The 17,245-nt window shown below is 51.4% G+C and carries 15 protein-coding genes and 1 pseudogene; 9 read left to right on the forward strand and 7 right to left on the reverse strand.

Translation table 11 applies throughout. The features are described 5' to 3' along the window. Nucleotides 1–58: 58 nt before the first annotated feature. Nucleotides 59–1,477 carry a porin gene (locus CHB59_RS04895; RefSeq protein WP_245835037.1) on the reverse strand — a complete coding sequence of 473 codons (1,419 nt, stop codon included), beginning with the start codon at nucleotides 1,475–1,477 and terminating at the stop codon, nucleotides 59–61. Nucleotides 1,478–1,945: 468 nt separating this feature from the next. On the opposite strand from CHB59_RS04895, the gene CHB59_RS04900 reads away from it, so the two are divergent. Further along, nucleotides 1,946–2,611, forward strand: a complete 666-nt coding sequence (locus CHB59_RS04900; RefSeq protein WP_089375112.1) for a carbonic anhydrase — start codon at nucleotides 1,946–1,948, stop codon at nucleotides 2,609–2,611. 41 nt (nucleotides 2,612–2,652) lie between these two features. Further along, nucleotides 2,653–4,209, forward strand: a complete 1,557-nt coding sequence (locus CHB59_RS04905; RefSeq protein WP_089375113.1) for a SulP family inorganic anion transporter — start codon at nucleotides 2,653–2,655, stop codon at nucleotides 4,207–4,209. A gap of 62 nt (nucleotides 4,210–4,271) precedes the next feature. Here CHB59_RS04905 and CHB59_RS04910 read toward each other — a convergent pair whose 3' ends face one another. The 3 genes from CHB59_RS04910 to prfB form a co-directional block, all read right to left on the reverse strand. Continuing rightward, nucleotides 4,272–4,823 (reverse strand): bactofilin family protein, encoded by a 552-nt coding sequence (locus CHB59_RS04910; protein ID WP_089375114.1) that lies wholly within the window; start codon nucleotides 4,821–4,823, stop codon nucleotides 4,272–4,274. Nucleotides 4,824–5,202: 379 nt separating this feature from the next. Next, the gene (gene lysS / locus CHB59_RS04915; protein WP_089375115.1) at nucleotides 5,203–6,732 is read right to left on the reverse strand and encodes a lysine--tRNA ligase; all 1,530 of its coding nucleotides are present in this window, start codon (nucleotides 6,730–6,732) and stop codon (nucleotides 5,203–5,205) included. Nucleotides 6,733–6,734: 2 nt separating this feature from the next. Continuing rightward, a protein-coding gene (gene prfB, locus CHB59_RS04920) for a peptide chain release factor 2 (RefSeq protein WP_143738692.1) occupies nucleotides 6,735–7,839 on the reverse strand; the annotation gives its coding sequence in 2 pieces (ribosomal slippage) (nucleotides 6,735–7,757 and nucleotides 7,759–7,839; 1,104 coding nt in all). 237 nt (nucleotides 7,840–8,076) lie between these two features. Here prfB and CHB59_RS04925 point away from each other — a divergent pair. The 4 genes from CHB59_RS04925 to pstB all read left to right on the forward strand — a co-directional run bounded on the left by CHB59_RS04925 (nucleotide 8,077) and on the right by pstB (nucleotide 11,896). Next, nucleotides 8,077–9,099 carry a PstS family phosphate ABC transporter substrate-binding protein gene (locus tag CHB59_RS04925; RefSeq protein WP_089375117.1) on the forward strand — a complete coding sequence of 341 codons (1,023 nt, stop codon included), beginning with the start codon at nucleotides 8,077–8,079 and terminating at the stop codon, nucleotides 9,097–9,099. An 84-nt stretch (nucleotides 9,100–9,183) separates the two neighbouring features. Next, nucleotides 9,184–10,131 carry a phosphate ABC transporter permease subunit PstC gene (gene pstC / locus CHB59_RS04930; RefSeq protein ID WP_089375118.1) on the forward strand — a complete coding sequence of 316 codons (948 nt, stop codon included), beginning with the start codon at nucleotides 9,184–9,186 and terminating at the stop codon, nucleotides 10,129–10,131. Nucleotides 10,132–10,134: 3 nt separating this feature from the next. After that, complete coding sequence (gene pstA, locus CHB59_RS04935; RefSeq protein ID WP_089375119.1) at nucleotides 10,135–11,073, forward strand: phosphate ABC transporter permease PstA; 939 nt, start codon at nucleotides 10,135–10,137, stop codon at nucleotides 11,071–11,073. Nucleotides 11,074–11,116: 43 nt separating this feature from the next. Continuing rightward, nucleotides 11,117–11,896: a phosphate ABC transporter ATP-binding protein PstB gene (gene pstB / locus CHB59_RS04940; protein WP_089375120.1), complete on the forward strand. Its 780-nt coding sequence runs from the start codon at nucleotides 11,117–11,119 to the stop codon at nucleotides 11,894–11,896. Between the two features lie 15 nt (nucleotides 11,897–11,911). Here the strand turns inward: pstB and CHB59_RS04945 are convergent, their stop codons facing one another. Continuing rightward, on the reverse strand, nucleotides 11,912–13,213 hold the full coding sequence (locus CHB59_RS04945) for a D-amino acid dehydrogenase (RefSeq protein WP_089375121.1): 1,302 nt from the start codon (nucleotides 13,211–13,213) through the stop codon (nucleotides 11,912–11,914). Nucleotides 13,214–13,263: 50 nt separating this feature from the next. After that, nucleotides 13,264–14,463 (reverse strand): glycosyltransferase, encoded by a 1,200-nt coding sequence (locus CHB59_RS04950; RefSeq protein ID WP_089375122.1) that lies wholly within the window; start codon nucleotides 14,461–14,463, stop codon nucleotides 13,264–13,266. A 75-nt stretch (nucleotides 14,464–14,538) separates the two neighbouring features. On the opposite strand from CHB59_RS04950, the gene CHB59_RS04955 reads away from it, so the two are divergent. Continuing rightward, nucleotides 14,539–15,270, forward strand: coding sequence for a hypothetical protein (locus tag CHB59_RS04955; RefSeq protein WP_245835038.1), 732 nt, complete (start codon nucleotides 14,539–14,541; stop codon nucleotides 15,268–15,270). A 5-nt stretch (nucleotides 15,271–15,275) separates the two neighbouring features. On the opposite strand, the gene CHB59_RS04960 is transcribed toward CHB59_RS04955, so the two are convergent. Beyond that, the gene (locus CHB59_RS04960; protein WP_089375123.1) at nucleotides 15,276–15,644 is read right to left on the reverse strand and encodes a diacylglycerol kinase; all 369 of its coding nucleotides are present in this window, start codon (nucleotides 15,642–15,644) and stop codon (nucleotides 15,276–15,278) included. A gap of 131 nt (nucleotides 15,645–15,775) precedes the next feature. On the opposite strand from CHB59_RS04960, the gene CHB59_RS04965 reads away from it, so the two are divergent. Together CHB59_RS04965 and CHB59_RS04975 are read left to right on the forward strand one after the other, a co-directional pair. After that, a complete protein-coding gene (locus tag CHB59_RS04965) occupies nucleotides 15,776–16,609 on the forward strand; it encodes a zinc dependent phospholipase C family protein (protein WP_089375124.1) in 834 nt (277 codons plus the stop codon). Between the two features lie 341 nt (nucleotides 16,610–16,950). Then, nucleotides 16,951–17,245 (forward strand): annotated as a pseudogene (locus tag CHB59_RS04975) (transposase); the annotation flags it as partial.

Here is a 17,245-nt window from a genome sequence, read left to right on the forward strand (position 1 = left end):
TTTACAGGCAATAAAAAGCCCGCATCAAGCGGGCTGGAGTCCTTGTTGAATCGCTAACTTAGAAATTATATTGCAGCTGTAACCGCAAAATATCAGTGTTATATTTTGCATACGGTACAGTTGCCAGATTATTCCGGTCGAGCTTGGAATAATAAGCAGTAAATTCGATCTCTGGCATAGGCTGCCACTCGAAACCAGCTTCCCAGTCACTGACGCTGTTCTGCGGCGCATTGGTCTCGAACTTCTGGGCGCCATCAAAGTATTGCCATTTGATGAATGGCGTCATGATGCCATATCCATAGAAATCCTTGATACGATACATTGCCTGGATATATCCACCGTTCAAAGAAGCTTCTTCAACCACCGTGCCTGCATCGTTCAAAGAAGGTCCCCTGCCCCAGTTCCACTCCGCCTGCAATCCGAAAGGTTGAGGGTACAGCACGGCATGCAGGCCGATACGTTGATCCTTGAAGCCATCAGTCCTGGAGTCGGCAACCACCCCGCCACTGAGGCTCGGTTTGAATGTACCGTAAATCCCTGCGATACCTGCTTCAAATATCTGTCCATTCTCAAACTTGACCGGGTAAGTAAAGCGGGACACCAGATGCAGGTTGTCATTATTTTCAGAGCGGTTGGCCCCGGTACCATTATAGGCACCGAATGCAAACATACCGTAGTTGCCCGAACCTTTCAGGCCACTATCTACAAGGTATTTGAACATGTCTTGTTTATCTGCGGGCGTATAGTAGTAGAACACACCGAGATCACGCTCATCCTTACAGCAGCTATTCATCGCATCTGCACGATCCAGCGCGATACGATTCTGGCTGGACTGCAGGTTTTCAAAACCATAAGGAATCTTGGATTGACCAATTCGCAAGCGATGCACCTTGTCCTTGGTCAGGTAGATATCACCGTAGGCATCACGCAGCTGGGCAATATTCCCTGTGCCATCTCCCGACCGGCTGGCAAAATCCGGCTGGATGTAATAAGACAGACGTTCACCAATATCGCCGGAAAACACCAGGCGCATACGGCGGATAAGGAAATTGGTATTGTCACCGATTGAACGATCTGCCTGGTGCGCAATCTGCTTATCTCCACCCAGGATGGAGTTACTACGCACCTGCATATAACCACGAACCTTCATGGTATCTGCCCAGCTCTTGCCCGACCCACCCTGTTTCGGCGCAGGTGCCATGGCAATCTTGTCCAGTTTTTCCTCGAGCTCACGTTGCTTGAGCTCCAGCGATTGCCTTAATTCAGCCAACTCTATACTGGCAGGATTCTCACTCTTGGCCTCAGTCTCGGTATCCACTGACCTGAATATCCCCATTTTTACTCTATTCGGGCCAGGCTCAGAAAATATTTGTTTGGTGGCAGAGTCCACATATAATTCTAGTACCTGGGTTTCTGCCGTAGCAGTGGCGGAAACTGCAGTCAGCATCATTGCAGCCACCATTGTTTTGTGTGTCATCTTCCCTGTTGTCATCACAATCACTTTTAATTTGGACTTAATTAAAATTAAGTATCAAGATCAAGTTGATACTTGCCCCATGGCGGCTACCAACGTCTGCCCTATCTATCTAGGAACAGATTCTGTAGGCAGCCAGGCACGTAGTATGTGATTGCAATGTGACTGAAAGATGTACACAAAATGACACTTTTATGACAAGAGGTTAGATCTTCACCAATAATCAAATGCTTACATCGGGCTTCATCAAACTGACACGAATTAAGGACATGCTAGATTGCCGGTTTACATTTCCATTTCAAATATTTACATATATTTACAATAAGTTATTTATAGAAATACAAAAAATTACCTATAATAATCATATCAATACTGAACAAAATCATTCACCATCTGTCTTTATTAAAGACTACTGATGCAGAAATTCCCATAAAATGTGTTAATTTTTAACTTAGAAGGAGAATTGGATATATGTATAAGCATCCATTAAAAGACCGTGACAAAATGTCCCCTCAAGAAGCACTCGCCATTCTGATAGAAGGCAATACACGTTTTACACAAAATATTTCAGCACACCGTGATTTACTTAATGTCGTCAACATCATCAAAGATAAGCAACATCCTTTTGCTGCCATTCTCAGCTGCAGCGATTCCCGTACAGCAACAGAACTGATTTTCGATCAAGGCCTGGGCGATTTGTTCAGTGTGCGCCTGGCTGGCAACATTGCTTCACGCAAGGCTATCGGCAGTTTGGAATATTCCTGCAAATACCTGGGCAGCAAATTGATCGTGGTATTGGGCCATTCGAATTGTGGTGCAGTAAAAGCAGCCTGCGATGGTTATTCTGGTGGCCATATCGGTGAAATCACCAAAATGATTTTCCCTGCAGTGGAAGCAGAATCCGCGATAAAAGAAAACCGGGATTCATCCAATGCTACCTTTGTCAGTCACGTATGTGACCTCAACGTCAAAACCCAGATCGACAACATCTGGAATTCCAGTGAAATTCTGCGTGACCTGCTGAACAAAGGTGAGATTGGCATAGTAGGCGGCATCTATGATGTAGGGACAGCGGAAGTCACCTTCCCGCAAAGCTACCAAATATTTAGTGCAGACCATCCCTTGGTGCAGAACTAAGGCAGCACTGAATCATTTCCCTCATTAAATAGATTTCACATATGACAGCTCAAACTACTACGGCCGCAGCAAGCTCCGGCGGTCTCAGCAAGGATTTCTTCGCTTCCATTGTTGTATTCCTGGTAGCAGTGCCCTTATGCCTGGGCATCGCTATTGCATCAGGTCTCCCTCCAACAGCTGGCATCATTACAGGCATCATCGGCGGCCTCGTCGTTGGCTCGATCTCAGGCTCCCCCCTCACTGTCAGTGGCCCAGCAGCTGGGTTGGTAGTGATTGTGGCTGATATTGTGGCAGAGTTCGGCATTGCCATTTACGGCATAATTGTATTGTTGGCTGGCCTTGTGCAAGTTCTGGCCGGCATCTTCAAGCTTGGCGTGTGGTTTCGCGCCATTTCGCCTGCCGTGATCCATGGCATGCTGGGCGGTATTGGCATCCTGATTATCGGATCCCAGTTCCACATCATGCTGGACAGGGATCCTTTGTCCAGTGGCATCCAGAACCTGATGGATATTCCCAGTGGCTTGATTGAAACTTTTGCTTCGCATGGAGGTAATATCTATGCCGCCATTACCGGACTGATAACCATTGTTTCCATCGTCTTGTGGACACGCTATGCACCTGCCAGGCTCAAGCTTATCCCGGGTGCATTGATTGGTGTGGTACTGGCAGTCATCGTCGCCAATGTATTCAGTTTTGACGTCAAATATCTCACTGACTTGTTTGATGGCCCGACTAACCTGCAAAATATCCTGGGCACTATCATTACCCCCACACTGAGCACCGCCGAAGCATCGATGACTGCAGGTGTGCTGCTTGCCGTCATTTCATTGGCATTCATTGCCAGTGCCGAATCATTGTTATCTTGTGCAGCAGTGGATCAAATGCATCATGGCGCCCGCACCAAATATGATCGTGAATTGATGGCGCAAGGCCTGGGCAACACCATTTGTGGTTTCCTGAGCGCCCTGCCGATGACAGGCGTGATAGTTCGCTCCAGTGCCAATGTGGAAGCTGGCGCAACATCTCGCGCCTCCACCATCCTGCATGGTATCTGGCTGTTGCTTTTCATCAGCGTGTTCCTGTTCACGCTGGAATACATCCCGGTTGCCACCCTGGCTGGCGTCCTGGTCTACACTGGATATAAACTGGCCTATCCCAAAGTAGCCAAGCAACTCTTGAGTTACGGCAAAGCCGAGCTGGGCATTTACATTATTACCATTGTGACCATTGTCAGTTTCAATCTGCTGGCAGGGGTCGTCACCGGCCTGCTACTGTCCGTTGCCAAACTTTTATATGTGTTTTCCCATGTCTCCATCCGGGCCGAGCATAAAACCCACAGTGACAGAACCATCCTCCACCTCAAGGGTTCTGCCACCCTGCTCGGCATTCCCAAGTTGGTAGCCGTACTCGATAGGCTGATCGCCGGCCGTGATGTGCATGTGCAATTCGACGATCTTGAGTATATTGACCATGCCTGCATCGAGTTACTGAGCGGCTGGCAAAAGCAGTATCAGTTGACTGGCGGCAAGGTCACTATCGAGTGGGACAGCCTCATAGGCAAATACCACTCCAAGGAAGCAATGGCTGCCAGCAGTTAAAGCATCTTCATCAACAACAAAAAAGCCCCATCCGGGGCTTTTTTGCTATCTCCGCTTCCCTATCAAGATGCTGCAGACTGGATGCGCTTGACCTTGCCTGCATTATCTTCTGCAGAAATTGATGCAATATCACCAGACAGCTCTCCGCCCTCTTCAATTAGTATCTTGCCATAACGTATCTTGCCACTGACACGCCCGGTCGAGTGAATGATCAGCTGGCTGCGTGCAGTCAATTCACCCTCAAAATGCCCGCGCACTTCAGCTACATCAATCCCTACCTTGCCGGAGAATGCGCCATTCTCGGCAATCTGGATCACACGACTATCCATGGTGGCTTCAACTCGGCCTTCGACTACAAGAATGTCACAGTCCTGGATTTCAGCGCCTTTCAATTTGACATCAGGCCCCACAATCAGGCGACTTCCTGTTTGGGTATCCAGTTGTGTACCAGCTGCTTCCGTCTTCACTGGAGTAGCAACACTACTTGCAGTGGCAACATGATGTGTCGGGCTTACTTCAGGCTTGCTGTTCAAAGATGCGGAAGTAGCGGGATTGACACTGCTGCTGCCTTGAGGAGTGGGAGTACGACTGAATAGACCTTGCTTGTTCAACATGAATGAAACCTCTCGTTTGGCTATGACAAATAGACTCACCCTTTACAGGATAAATCGAGACCATACATAGATAGCAAAGTATGTGCCGTAAAAATATATTCATTAATAATCAATGCAATAATGAATACAATTCACTTTTCACAAGAGATTTTCCAGAAAAACGTCGTTAATCTACGACGATCCCTGTCCCCAGCAGGCATTTCCTCTCCCCGCTCCAACCGTGAATCAGCAATCCATATCCGACGCAAACACCGTTATATGGTCGGATAGCCAACATGGTAGCGTTCGACATCATGACCATATCACTCTGTCGTTCATGAGCAACAAAAAGAAAGGCCGGAAAATATTCCGGCCTGGTCAGTATTTAAATGCTGGGAGATTAACTTTCTGGCCGCATGTGCGGGAACAGAATCACATCCCGTATGCTTGGACTATCAGTCAACAACATCACCAAACGGTCTATACCAATACCGCATCCACCCGTGGGAGGCATGCCATATTCCAGCGCGCGGATGAAATCAGCATCGTAATACATGGCCTCATCATCTCCGGCCTCCTTGGCGGCTACCTGGGCCTGGAAACGCGCAGCCTGGTCTTCCGCATCATTTAACTCAGAGAAACCATTAGCAATCTCGCGTCCTGTAATGAACAACTCATAACGCTCAGTGATTGCCGGATTGCTATCTGAAGCCCGTGCCAATGGAGAAACCTCTACCGGGTAATCGATAATGTACGTCGGGTTCCATAGCTGGCTCTCGGCAGTTTCCTCGAATAATGCCAGTTGCAACGCGCCCAGTCCGGCATGCGCAAACGCCTCTACGCCAAACTTCTTGAGCTCGGCGCGCAGGAAGACCGCATCATCCAACTGCTCCAGCGTGTATTGCGGCGCATATTTCTGGATGGCGCCCACAATGGTCAGGCGCTCGAATGGCTTGCCCAGGTCAAGCTCACGACCCTGATACTGCACAACGGCAGAACCACATGCGGCAATGGCTGCAGCACGGATACAGTGCTCTGTGAAATCCATCAGCCACTTGTAATCCGTGTACGCCGCATAGAATTCCATCATGGTGAACTCAGGATTGTGACGTACACTCAGCCCTTCGTTACGGAAATTACGATTGATCTCGAACACGCGCTCGAACCCGCCCACGATCAGGCGCTTGAGGTAAAGTTCCGGCGCAATACGCATATACATCTGCATATCCAGCGCGTTGTGGTGCGTGATGAATGGCTTGGCTGAAGCGCCGCCCGGGATCGGGTGCAACATTGGCGTTTCCACTTCCAGGAACTCGTGGCTGAGCATGAAGGCACGGATAGCTGCCACAATCTTGCTGCGCGCAATAAAAGTAGCGCGGGTTTCCTCAGAAACAATCAAGTCGACATAACGTTGACGGTACTTGGTTTCCTGGTCAGCCAGGCCGTGGAATTTTTCCGGCAGGGGACGCAGCGATTTGGTCAACAGGCGCAGTTCGCTCACCTTGATCGACAGCTCACCAGTCTTGGTCTTGAACAACACGCCTCGCGCGGCGATGATGTCACCCAGATCCCATTTCTTGAAGGCATCGTAGGTTTCTTCGCCGATATTTTCCCTGGTGATAAACACCTGGATGCGACCACTCTTGTCCTGCACTGTGGCAAAACTGGCCTTGCCCATGACGCGCTTCAACATCATGCGGCCGGCAATCGCCACATGCAGCGCCTGCGCATCCAATGCCTCACCTTCCAAAGCGTCATAGCTGTCATGCAGGCTTTGCGCTGCATGCTCCGGCTTGAAGTCATTGGGGAAGGCCACACCTTTTTCACGAATCGCCTTGAGCTTCTCGCGGCGCTCGGCAATTACGTGGTTTTCATCCTGCTGCCCATTAGCTGCTTCATCAGCCGTCTTGGAATTTTGTGCGTCACTCACCCTTACACTCCCTGCTTCAAACTTTCAGAAATAAATGGATCCAGGTCGCCGTCCAGCACGCTCTGGGTATTGCCGATTTCCACGTTGGTGCGCAAATCCTTGATGCGCGAATTATCGAGTACGTAAGAACGGATCTGGTGACCCCAGCCGATATCGGTCTTGGCGTCTTCCATCGCCTGTTTTTCCTCGTTGCGCTTACGCAGTTCCAACGCATACAACTGCGCCTTCAGCATGTTCATCGCTTCATCTTTGTTACGATGCTGCGAGCGGTCATTCTGGCACTGTACGACGGTATTGGTCGGCAAGTGGGTGATACGCACGGCAGAATCAGTTTTATTGATGTGCTGACCACCCGCGCCCGAAGCACGATAGGTATCGATACGCAAATCGGCAGGATTGATCTCGACCACAATGGAATCATCTACCTCTGGATAGACAAATACGCTGGCGAACGAAGTATGGCGACGGTTGCCGGAATCGAACGGCGACTTGCGCACCAGACGGTGTACGCCACTCTCAGTGCGCAGGAAGCCATAAGCATAGTCACCGGAAATCTTCAGCGAGGCACTCTTGATACCCGCCACATCCCCTTCGGACTCTTCCAGCACTTCCACCTTGAAATTCTTGTTCTCACAGTAGCGCAGATACATACGCAACAGCATGGAAGCCCAATCCTGGGCTTCTGTACCGCCTGATCCAGCCTGGATGTCGAGGAAGCAGTTATTCGGGTCCATCGGGTGGGCGAACATGCGACGGAATTCCATTTCCCCCACCACCTTCTCCAGCGCCTGCGTATCATTATCTATACTCAACAGGGTGTCATCGTCATTCTCTTCCCGCGCCATTTCGAACAATTCGCGACTGTCGCGTACGCCATTATCGACTTCTGTCAGCGAATTGACGATGAATTCCAGTTCCCGGCGTTCCTTGCCTAGTTTTTGTGAACGTTCGTTATCGTTCCAGATATTCGGGTCTTCCAGCAGTTGAGAGACTTCTTCCAGGCGTTGTTGCTTGGTCTCGAAGTCAAAGATACCCCCGAAGAGCCAGATGACGCTCGGCCAGGTCATCCAGACGGTGGTCAATAAGGTTGAGTTGTTCTGCGTCCATACTAAATTTGTCCGAATGTACTGATTTCAAAACGCGTAATTATACATTAATGCCTGATTGCCCGTTGTCGGCAATATACAGTCTGCTGACATTATGGCTATCACCCATGTCCATCAATCTGGTATTTTGTCATTTGTCACAAATATGAAATATTCACGCTTTATATTTGCGCAGTTGCCAATGAAACGGGAAATCCCAGATTCCAGGTGACATGATGACTAACCCAATGGAGCCTCTATGCAATCCCAATTTGTTCCACACCAAATACTGAAGGCAGCAGGTGTTGCTGCTCTCGTTGCCACTGCTTTCTCCATTTCACATGCGGATGCTGCAGCAAACAAGAACGATATTATCCGTATTGATGGCTCCAGCACTGTATATCCGATCACGGAAGCAGTCGCTGAAGAGTTCCAGAAAGCCAAGCGTATCAAGGTTACTGTCGGCATTTCCGGTACCGGTGGCGGTTTCAAGAAATTCTGTCGCGGTGAAACAGATATCTCCGAAGCTTCCCGCCCGATTCTTGCCAAGGAAATGGAAGCCTGTAAGGCAGCTGGCATTGAATTTATTGAACTCCCCGTCGCCTATGATGCGCTGACCGTAGTCATCAATCCCAAGAATACCTTTATCAAGAGCTTCACAGTGGAAGAGCTGAAAAAGCTGTGGGAGCCAGAAGCACAGGGCACGATTAAAACCTGGAAGCAAGTCAATCCAAGCTGGCCCGATACCCCGGTCAAGTTGTTTGGCGCAGGTTCCGACTCTGGTACTTTCGATTACTTCACCGAAGCCATTGTAGGCAAGGCCAAATCCAGCCGCGGCGACTTTACTGCTTCTGAAGATGACAATGTACTGGTACAAGGTGTTGCCAGTGACATCGCTGCCACCGGCTATTTCGGCTACGCCTATTACGAAGAAAACAGCAGCCGCGTCAAGGCTGTGCCTATCGTCGCCAAGGCTGGTGCCCCTGGCGTACTGCCCTCTCGTGAAACTGTGATGAATGGCACATACCAGCCATTATCACGCCCACTGTTCATCTATGTCAGTGCCAATGCCGCCAAGAGCAATCCCAACGTCAAGGCATTCATTGATTTCTACCTGGCAAACAGCAAAGAACTGGTCGAAGAAGTGAAATATGTTGCCTTGCCAGCCAATGAATATGCAGCAGTGAATGATCATTGGAAATCCCAAAAAGTCGGGACTGGCTTCAACGGCGAGCCGGAAGTTGGTGTCAAAATTACCGATCTGCTGAAACGGATCAAATAACCTGCATGGCGGGAAACCTGATACTTCAGCTTTCCCGCCTTCGCTCACATCGCTTCATTCCGTTACAATGCACGAATCATTAATATGATCATGGCCTCCCAAGTGTTACAAAAACCTGCAGAACCTACCATCAGTGCCCGCCTGGCCAAGAATGTGCGTCGTCATGTTCTGGAACGCGTCATTGAATTCATCCTGATGCTGGCAGCACTTTCTGCTGTTGCCACTACTATTTCCATCGTTGTGATTCTGCTGTACGAATCCTTCACTTTTTTCGAGCATGTATCCCTATGGGATTTCCTGACCGATACACAGTGGACCCCCCTGTTTGAGAATGCACATTACGGCATTCTGCCTCTGGTTTCTGGTACTTTGACCACCTCGGCCATCGCACTGGCAGTCGCCATTCCACTCGGAACCATTGGTGCCATCTATCTTTCGGAGTTTGCCTCCCACCGCACTCGGGAAATTGTCAAACCGATCCTGGAACTTTTGATCGGCGTGCCTACTGTCGTCTTTGGCTACTTTGCCTTACTGTTCGTCACCCCGCTACTACAACGTATTTTTCCTGAACTGCCAGGCTTCAATATGTTGGGACCCGGTATTGTCATGGGCATCATGATCATCCCATACATCAGCTCCATGGCAGAAGATGCCATGCGCTCCGTGCCAATGAGCATGCGTGAAGGTTCTTATGCCATGGGCGCGACCCGCTTCCAGACAGCAATCCGGGTGGTCGCTCCAGCAGCCATTTCAGGCATCATCGCTGCCTATATTCTCGGTATTTCACGTGCTGTAGGTGAAACCATGGTGGTTGCACTGGCTGCTGGCCAACAACCCAACCTGACATTCAACCCCATGGAAAGCGCCGCCACCATTACCGCCTATATCGTACAAGTCGCCATGGGTGACTTGCCTCACGGCAGCGTTGGCTATCAAAGTATTTTTGCTGCCGGCCTGGTGCTGATGCTGATGACCCTGACATTCAATATCATCGGCCACATTACCCGCAAGAAATTCCGCGAGACATACTAAATCATGACGACACAAGCATCCGTATTGGCAAACCTCGCTGAAGTGAGGGCCATGATCCGCAAGCACAAGCGTAACGACTTTATCTTCTCGATTATCGGTCTGTTAGCCTTGATGCTGGGCCTGCTCACCCTGTTCACCCTGTTCATTGACCTGGTGGCAACGGGCTATCCCCGCTTCAGCCTCGACTTCCTGACCAACTATCCCTCACGCAAGGCAGCCCATGCCGGCCTGCTCTCAGCCTGGGTAGGCTCCCTGCTGGTGATGCTGGTCACATTCATCTCGGCAGTCCCCATGGGTGTCGCTGCCGGGGTATACCTGGAAGAATACGCCCCCAAGAACTGGTTTTCCGACCTCATCGAAATCAACGTCACCAACCTGGCAGGTGTCCCTTCCATTGTCTATGGTTTGTTGGCACTGGGCCTGTTCGTCTATGGCCTGGGTTTCGGGGAAAGTATCCTGACAGCGGGCCTCACGCTAGGCTTGTTGATCCTGCCTATCGTCATCGTGAACACCCGTGAATCCATCCGCGGCATTCCGATTGCCATCCGTGAAGCTGCCTATGCTGTCGGCGCGACCAAATGGCAAGTGGTATTCCATCACGTACTGCATTATGCCTCCGGCGGCATCCTTACCGGCGTCATCATCGGCATGGCCCGCGCAATCGGTGAAACAGCTCCCATCATTACCATAGGCGCGCTGACCTTCATTGCATTCCTGCCGCCGTCACCGGTCAGCGATGTCGCACCATTCATCAACGTTGAATGGTTAAGCTCCGGTTTCACCGTATTGCCAATCCAGATGTTCAACTGGTTATCGCGCCCGGATCATGCATTCCATATCAATGCCGCAGCCACAGGCGCCTTGATCATTGTCGTGACATTGCTCATGAATGCCACCGCAATCTGGCTGCGTTACCGCATCCGCAAGAACATCAAGTGGTAATCCAATCGCACACAAAATTATTCAGAATCAGGACATCAATATCATGGCAACCATCACCAGCCCGGTCAAAGCTGAATCGCGCGACCTGAATTTCTACTACAGCAGCGGCCACAAGGCGCTCAAAGGCATCTCCATGGCCTTGTACGAAAAACGCATCACCGCCCTGATCGGCCCATCAGGCTGTGGCAAATCCACATTCCTGCGCTGCTTCAACCGTATGCACGACCTCTACCCCGGCAACAAGTACGACGGCCAGATCGTCATGCACCCGGATAACACCAATATCCTGGATAGCGGCGTGGACCCGATCGAAGTCCGTATGCGCATCAGCATGGTGTTCCAGAAGCCTAACCCATTCCCGAAATCCATTTATGAAAATGTGGCCTACGGCCTGCGCGTTCGCGGCGAACGCAACAAGCGCGTAGTGGATGACAAAGTGGAAGAAGCACTCAAGGGTGCGGCTTTGTGGGATGAAGTGAAAAACCGCCTGCACGACCTTGCATTCAATCTTTCCGGCGGTCAGCAACAACGTCTCTGTATTGCGCGCGCACTGGCAACTGATCCCGAAATCATGCTGTTCGACGAACCGACCTCCGCACTGGACCCGATTGCCACTGCCAGCATCGAGGAGCTGATGTCAGAACTGCGCAACAAACTCACCATCCTGGTGGTCACGCACAATATGCAACAAGCTGCCCGCGTTTCTGACTACACCGCCTATATGTATCTCGGTGAATTGATCGAATACGATGACACCGACAAGATATTCACCAATCCGGGACGCAAGGAAACGGAAGATTACATCACAGGTAAATTTGGCTAGATTTTTATAGCAATATCACCTCTCCAAGCCGGGTTTCCCGGCTTTTTTATTACACATGCATCCCCTTGCTGTATAGCGCTGCAACCCTAAATCATCATGCCGGATATCCGCTGCCCTGCCCGAGATAATATCGGCCAGCAATTTCCCTGAGCCGCAAGCCATGGTCCAACCGAGCGTACCGTGCCCGGTGTTCAGATAGAGATTGGGGATAGGCGTTGCGCCTACAATCGGCGTGCCATCAGGTGTCATGGGACGCAGCCCTGTCCAGAAACTTGTTTGGCTCAAATCGGCAGCGCCGGGGAACAGGTCGCTGACAATCATTTTCAAGGTAGATTCCCTTCTAGGGCTAAGGCGGCGGTCAAAGCCGACCAGCTCCGCCATACCACCAACGCGGATACGGTTGTCAAAGCGCGTCACGGCAGTTTTATAGGTTTCGTCCAGTATTGTGGAAACAGGCGCATTGGCAGGCTCGATGATGGGCACGGTGATCGAATAGCCTTTTACTGGATACACAGGCAGCTTCAATATGCCTTGCAGAAGTCCCTTTGAATACGCTGCCAAAGCGACAATATAAGCATCTGCCTGCAAGCGTTCGCCATTGGCGACGACGCTTTGCACATTGCCAGCCTCGATCTCAAGCTGACTGATATCCTGCCCATAACGGAACTGCACACCTTTAGCAGCCGCCATTTCTGCTAGCCGAACCGTGAACAGGTGGCAATCCCCAGTTTCATCATGCGGCAACCATAGGCCACCGGTTAATTTGTGCTTGACGTTTTCCAGCGCTGGCTCGGCTTTGGTCAGGAGTGATCGTGGCAATAACTCGAAAGGCACATGGGCAAAGCGCAGCACTTCGATATCCCGCACCGCGGCATCCAGTTGCTCCTGGGTGCGAAACAGTTGTAAGGTGCCGCCCTGCCTACCCTCGTACTCAATTTCAGTATCGGCGCGGAGTTGATCCAGGCAATCGCGACTGTATTCGGCAAGCCGTACCATACGTGCCTTGTTCTGCTCGTAACAGGCAGCTGTACAATGCTGCAATAGCTGCCACATCCAGCGCAATTGCTGCCAGCTACCATCCGGCTTGATGAATAATGGAGCGTGGCGACGCAGCATCCACTTGAGTGCCTTGAGGGGAACGCCGGGGGCAGCCCAGGGGCTGGCATAGCCGGGAGAAACCTGCCCTGCATTAGCATAACTGGTTTCAAGTGCCGGCCCGTTCTGTCTGTCCAACACCGTGACTTCATGGCCTGCTTCGGCAAGGTACCAGGCCGTTGCCACACCAATCACGCCACTGCCCATCACGATAATCCGCATGCCTGCTCCCCATCCCGGCTAACAGGCCTAGCTTATCATCAAAGTACCTGTTAGCTGCTCCTGGTTTTAAGGTCGACATTCAAGGCATGAAAGGCATCCCGGCTTTGCACACGCTGGTAGAACTGCAACATGCGCTCGGCCTGCAGGCGTGAAGTCCAGCGCTTCTGCGCATATTGCCGGGCTACCTGCCCCAGCTTGGCACGCTTGCCAGGATTGGCAAACAGGCCGAACACCTTTGAAGCGAAAATACGCTCGTCCTCAGGCGCAATCATCGCACCCTCGCCTTCAATCAGGATGGACTTGGTGCCCAGCTCAGCCAGCGCTACGACAGGCACTCCCTGTGCCATGGCTTCCAGCAACACCAGGCCCTGAGTTTCCGTCCTGGAAGCGAACACAAAGACATCCGCCGCCTTGTAGCAGGCATTCAATTCCGTATTGCGATCCAGGTAACCAATGAACTTGATGTTGTCATCCAGCGCCAGTTCAGCACTCAAGGTTTCCAGATGTTTTTGTGCCGGTCCTTCTCCGGCAACAACCAACAGCATGTCAGGCTGCTGACGCCTTAGTTCATTGGCCATACGCAACAGGAAGTCGATATTCTTCTCATGGGCGACGCGCCCCACGAACAAGGCTACGGGCCGCTGACGCGAGATGCCATAGCGGTCGCGGAAAGCCTCGCCATCCGCTTCTTCAAAGCTTTTTTCCTGCAAGCCGGTAGGAATCACTTCCGCGCTGGCATTGACGCCATAATGGCGCAATGCATCCAGCATGGGCTGCGAGGGTGCAACCACTGCATTGACCGCATTGCATTGCCGTCGCGAGGTATTGATCGCTATCCTGCGCGCCATGGATTTTGGCATCCATGGCAAGTAGTGATGCATATAATCCTCAAAGAAGGTGTGATAGGTTTCCAGGCAGGGTATGTCCAGTAAGCGCGCGAGCTTGATGCCGAGGTAATGCGCCACGAAGGGTGTGTGGATATGCACAATGTCATAATTCTCTTCCCGCAACTCGGGCAGCAGCTTGAGCGCAGCCCGGTAACGCATCAACCTGTCTTCCGGGTCAAAATAGATGCTACGCGCGGGGATGCGCTTGATCCACGCCTCATCTTCCGTCGCAACGCCATAATCCGGCGCGATCAGGTGTACTTCGTGACCGAGCGATTGCATCTGTGCCGCAAAAGTGCGGATTGAAGTCGAAACACCATTGACGCGAGGAAAATACACATCCGAGATGAATAATATTTTCACGAGATTCCATTCCAGTCTTGAGAATACATACTGGCAACGATACCTTGCGATTATGACGCTTCCATGAATTGCCACGTGCGCGTCACATTTTCCGGTTATGCTTGCGCCATGAGAAATTTTGCCATTTCCACGCTATTGGCTTTGCTGCTCCCTGTCACTGCCATGGCAGCACGTCCCATGATCACTGATGATGCCAGAGTGGTGGACCCAAACAGCTGCCAGCTGGAATCCTGGGTCAAGCGCAACCGGCACAGCACAGAATATTGGGCGTTGCCCGGATGCAGCCCGGCCGAGAACATGGAACTGACACTCGGGGGTGCAATCACGCGAGAAGACCACGCTGCCCACAATACAGACCTGATGATGCAAGCCAAACTGCTGCTCAAATCCCTGGAGACCGATAGTTATGGCTATGGAGTAGTGGTGGGCTACGCACAGCATCCCAGGCTGGACAACAACTCCAGCATGGTCGGCAATACCTATGCCTACCTGCCGGCAAGTGCCTCTTTTTTCAGTGACAGACTGATCCTGCACACCAACCTTGGCGCACTACATGACAAAGAGAAGAATAGAACCAATCTCACCTGGGGTATAGGCTCAGAAATGCCAGTCTCAAACACGGTGGACTTGATCGCAGAAGTATATGGCGATCACCGCTCACGCCCGTTTTATCAGGCAGGCCTACGTTACTGGCTGGTACATGACCGGATACAGATAGACACCACCTATGGCAACCGCATGAATCATCGTGGGGAGGAACAATGGCTGAGTTTTGGCCTACGCCTGCTATCCTCGCCGCTCTGGTGAGAAACTCAAGCGAAAATCAGCAGCCCCCAGCACACAGCCAAGTTGACCAGCGCCAGTAATACCGCCGCACTGCCGATATCCTTGGCGCGCTTGGCAAGCTGGTGATTCTCGAGTGAAATACGATCAACAGTCGCCTCAATCGCAGAATTGAGCAGCTCGACCACAATGACCAGCAGCACAGAAGCAATCATCAACGCCTTGCCCACCGCATCGTGTCCCAGGTAAAGCGCTAGCGGAATCAATATCACGGCCATCCATACTTCCTGGCGGAATGCATCCTCATTCAAATAGGCCGCCTTGATACCCTCGACCGAATAGCCAAAAGCATTGATCAGGCGGCGCATGCCAGTCTTACCCTTGTACGGACTTTCCATGAATTCCCCAGCACGATACTTTTACAATGAAGCGCCGCAGTATAACAAACTCCTCCGGGACGCTTCCATTGTCACAATAAAATCATCAATTTGCCACAAACCATTCATCACCAGCCAGCACATTACGCCGTATGAAAATCGGCAAACTCCTGACCTCCTTATTATGGTGTGCTCCGTTGGCAGGCTACAGCACGGATACATTGGCATGGGGACTGGTCACCCACGTATATTTTGCCCATTCCCTATTATGGGCCATGCCACTGCTGGACCCTCGCCTGCAGCGCGCAATACGCTCATTCCCGCGCCTGGTCATGGCGGGCGCCTGCCTGCCCGACCTTGCCGTAGTGTCGCGCCGCTTCAACCACAGCCACTATTGGGAAAACGCCCAGCAAATGCTCGCCAATGCCCGCAGCGACGAAGAAACCGCCATCGCCATCGGCTACGCCAGCCATTTATATATCGACGTCATCGCCCACAACCACTTCGTCCCGGCTTATGAAGCCATGTGGCTGGAAAACAGCATGATCACCCACATCAGCGCAGAATGGGCCATGGATGCCTACCTCGCCCCCCTGCTGGAACAATCCCCCACCCAACTACTCCTCAGCCAGCGGGAACACCTGGGCAAATTCATCGCGCCCTGCTTCAATTGCACCCCGGCAGATGCCATGCGTGCCATTACCAGGCTGGCACAGGCCGACCGACTATTGCGACTGTCACGATTGCCAGACATGCTGTATCGCGGCATGCACATCATGGACAAACGCCTGCTGCGCAATTTTGCCTTCTACATCGCCAGAACCCAGACCGCACTCAGCCATATCGGCGCCCTGGTGCAAGGCGAACGCCCACTCTGGGAACCGGAACTGAACCACATCAGCCACGAACAAATGAGCCGCTGGCGCAAACGCTGCCTGAACGGCCTGAAACGTAGACTACGCATGCCGATAGATTATTTTTCTTAAAATTTTATGGTAAATCTTGGAGGATTTAGTTATTTAATTAAGTGAAGTTGCAACATTGACGGGTACAAACACAAACTTCCAATCCGAATATCTTGCCTGTTGCTCAAGCATCCGATCCACAAATTTAAAATTTCCTGTCTTGATGACTCTCTTATCTGAGTGGCTGTATACCCCCATGATGCCACCCTCCGGCGCTGTCACAATTCCCCACTCTGCCTCACCAGTCATGGGGTCAGTGTAGACCTTCCTAAGATATCGTTGCAAAGTAACATAGCGATTGAATCGCCCCCACTTTCCTAGACAGCTCAAGAGCCTCAAACTATGCAAGTTGAGGAGACATCATGAGCAAGCAACAACGTTACACCGAAGAATTCAAACAGGCCGCCGTCAAGCAAGTCACTGAGCGTCAGTTTTCTGTGGCAGAGGTCGCTGAGCGGTTGGGCGTTTCAAGTCATAGCATTTATGCTTGGATCAAGCGATGCGGCACCCCTAAAGACGAACGACAGCACTCCTCTAATCAGCAAGCAGAAATCCGTCGCCTTCAGGCTGAGCTGCGTCGCGTCACGGATGAGCGAGATATCCTAAAAAAGGCCGCCGCGTACTTTGCCAAGCTGTCCGGGTAAAGTACGCATTTAT

It is taken from the genome of Methylobacillus rhizosphaerae (assembly GCF_900187985.1).
Classification (GTDB): Bacteria; Pseudomonadota; Gammaproteobacteria; order Burkholderiales; family Methylophilaceae; genus Methylobacillus; species Methylobacillus rhizosphaerae.

Excerpts from the sequence above, each read along its gene's own strand:
- CHB59_RS04895 (WP_245835037.1), bottom strand. The coding sequence starts at position 1,477 with ATGACACACAAAACAATGGTGGCTGCAATGATGCTGACTGCAGTTTCC.
- CHB59_RS04900 (WP_089375112.1), top strand. The coding sequence starts at position 1,946 with ATGTATAAGCATCCATTAAAAGACCGTGACAAAATGTCCCCTCAAGAA.
- CHB59_RS04905 (WP_089375113.1), top strand. The coding sequence starts at position 2,653 with ATGACAGCTCAAACTACTACGGCCGCAGCAAGCTCCGGCGGTCTCAGC.
- CHB59_RS04910 (WP_089375114.1), bottom strand. The coding sequence starts at position 4,823 with ATGTTGAACAAGCAAGGTCTATTCAGTCGTACTCCCACTCCTCAAGGC.
- CHB59_RS04925 (WP_089375117.1), top strand. The coding sequence starts at position 8,077 with ATGCAATCCCAATTTGTTCCACACCAAATACTGAAGGCAGCAGGTGTT.
- pstC (WP_089375118.1), top strand. The coding sequence starts at position 9,184 with ATGATCATGGCCTCCCAAGTGTTACAAAAACCTGCAGAACCTACCATC.
- pstA (WP_089375119.1), top strand. The coding sequence starts at position 10,135 with ATGACGACACAAGCATCCGTATTGGCAAACCTCGCTGAAGTGAGGGCC.
- pstB (WP_089375120.1), top strand. The coding sequence starts at position 11,117 with ATGGCAACCATCACCAGCCCGGTCAAAGCTGAATCGCGCGACCTGAAT.
- CHB59_RS04945 (WP_089375121.1), bottom strand. The coding sequence starts at position 13,213 with ATGCGGATTATCGTGATGGGCAGTGGCGTGATTGGTGTGGCAACGGCC.
- CHB59_RS04960 (WP_089375123.1), bottom strand. The coding sequence starts at position 15,644 with ATGGAAAGTCCGTACAAGGGTAAGACTGGCATGCGCCGCCTGATCAAT.
- CHB59_RS04965 (WP_089375124.1), top strand. The coding sequence starts at position 15,776 with ATGAAAATCGGCAAACTCCTGACCTCCTTATTATGGTGTGCTCCGTTG.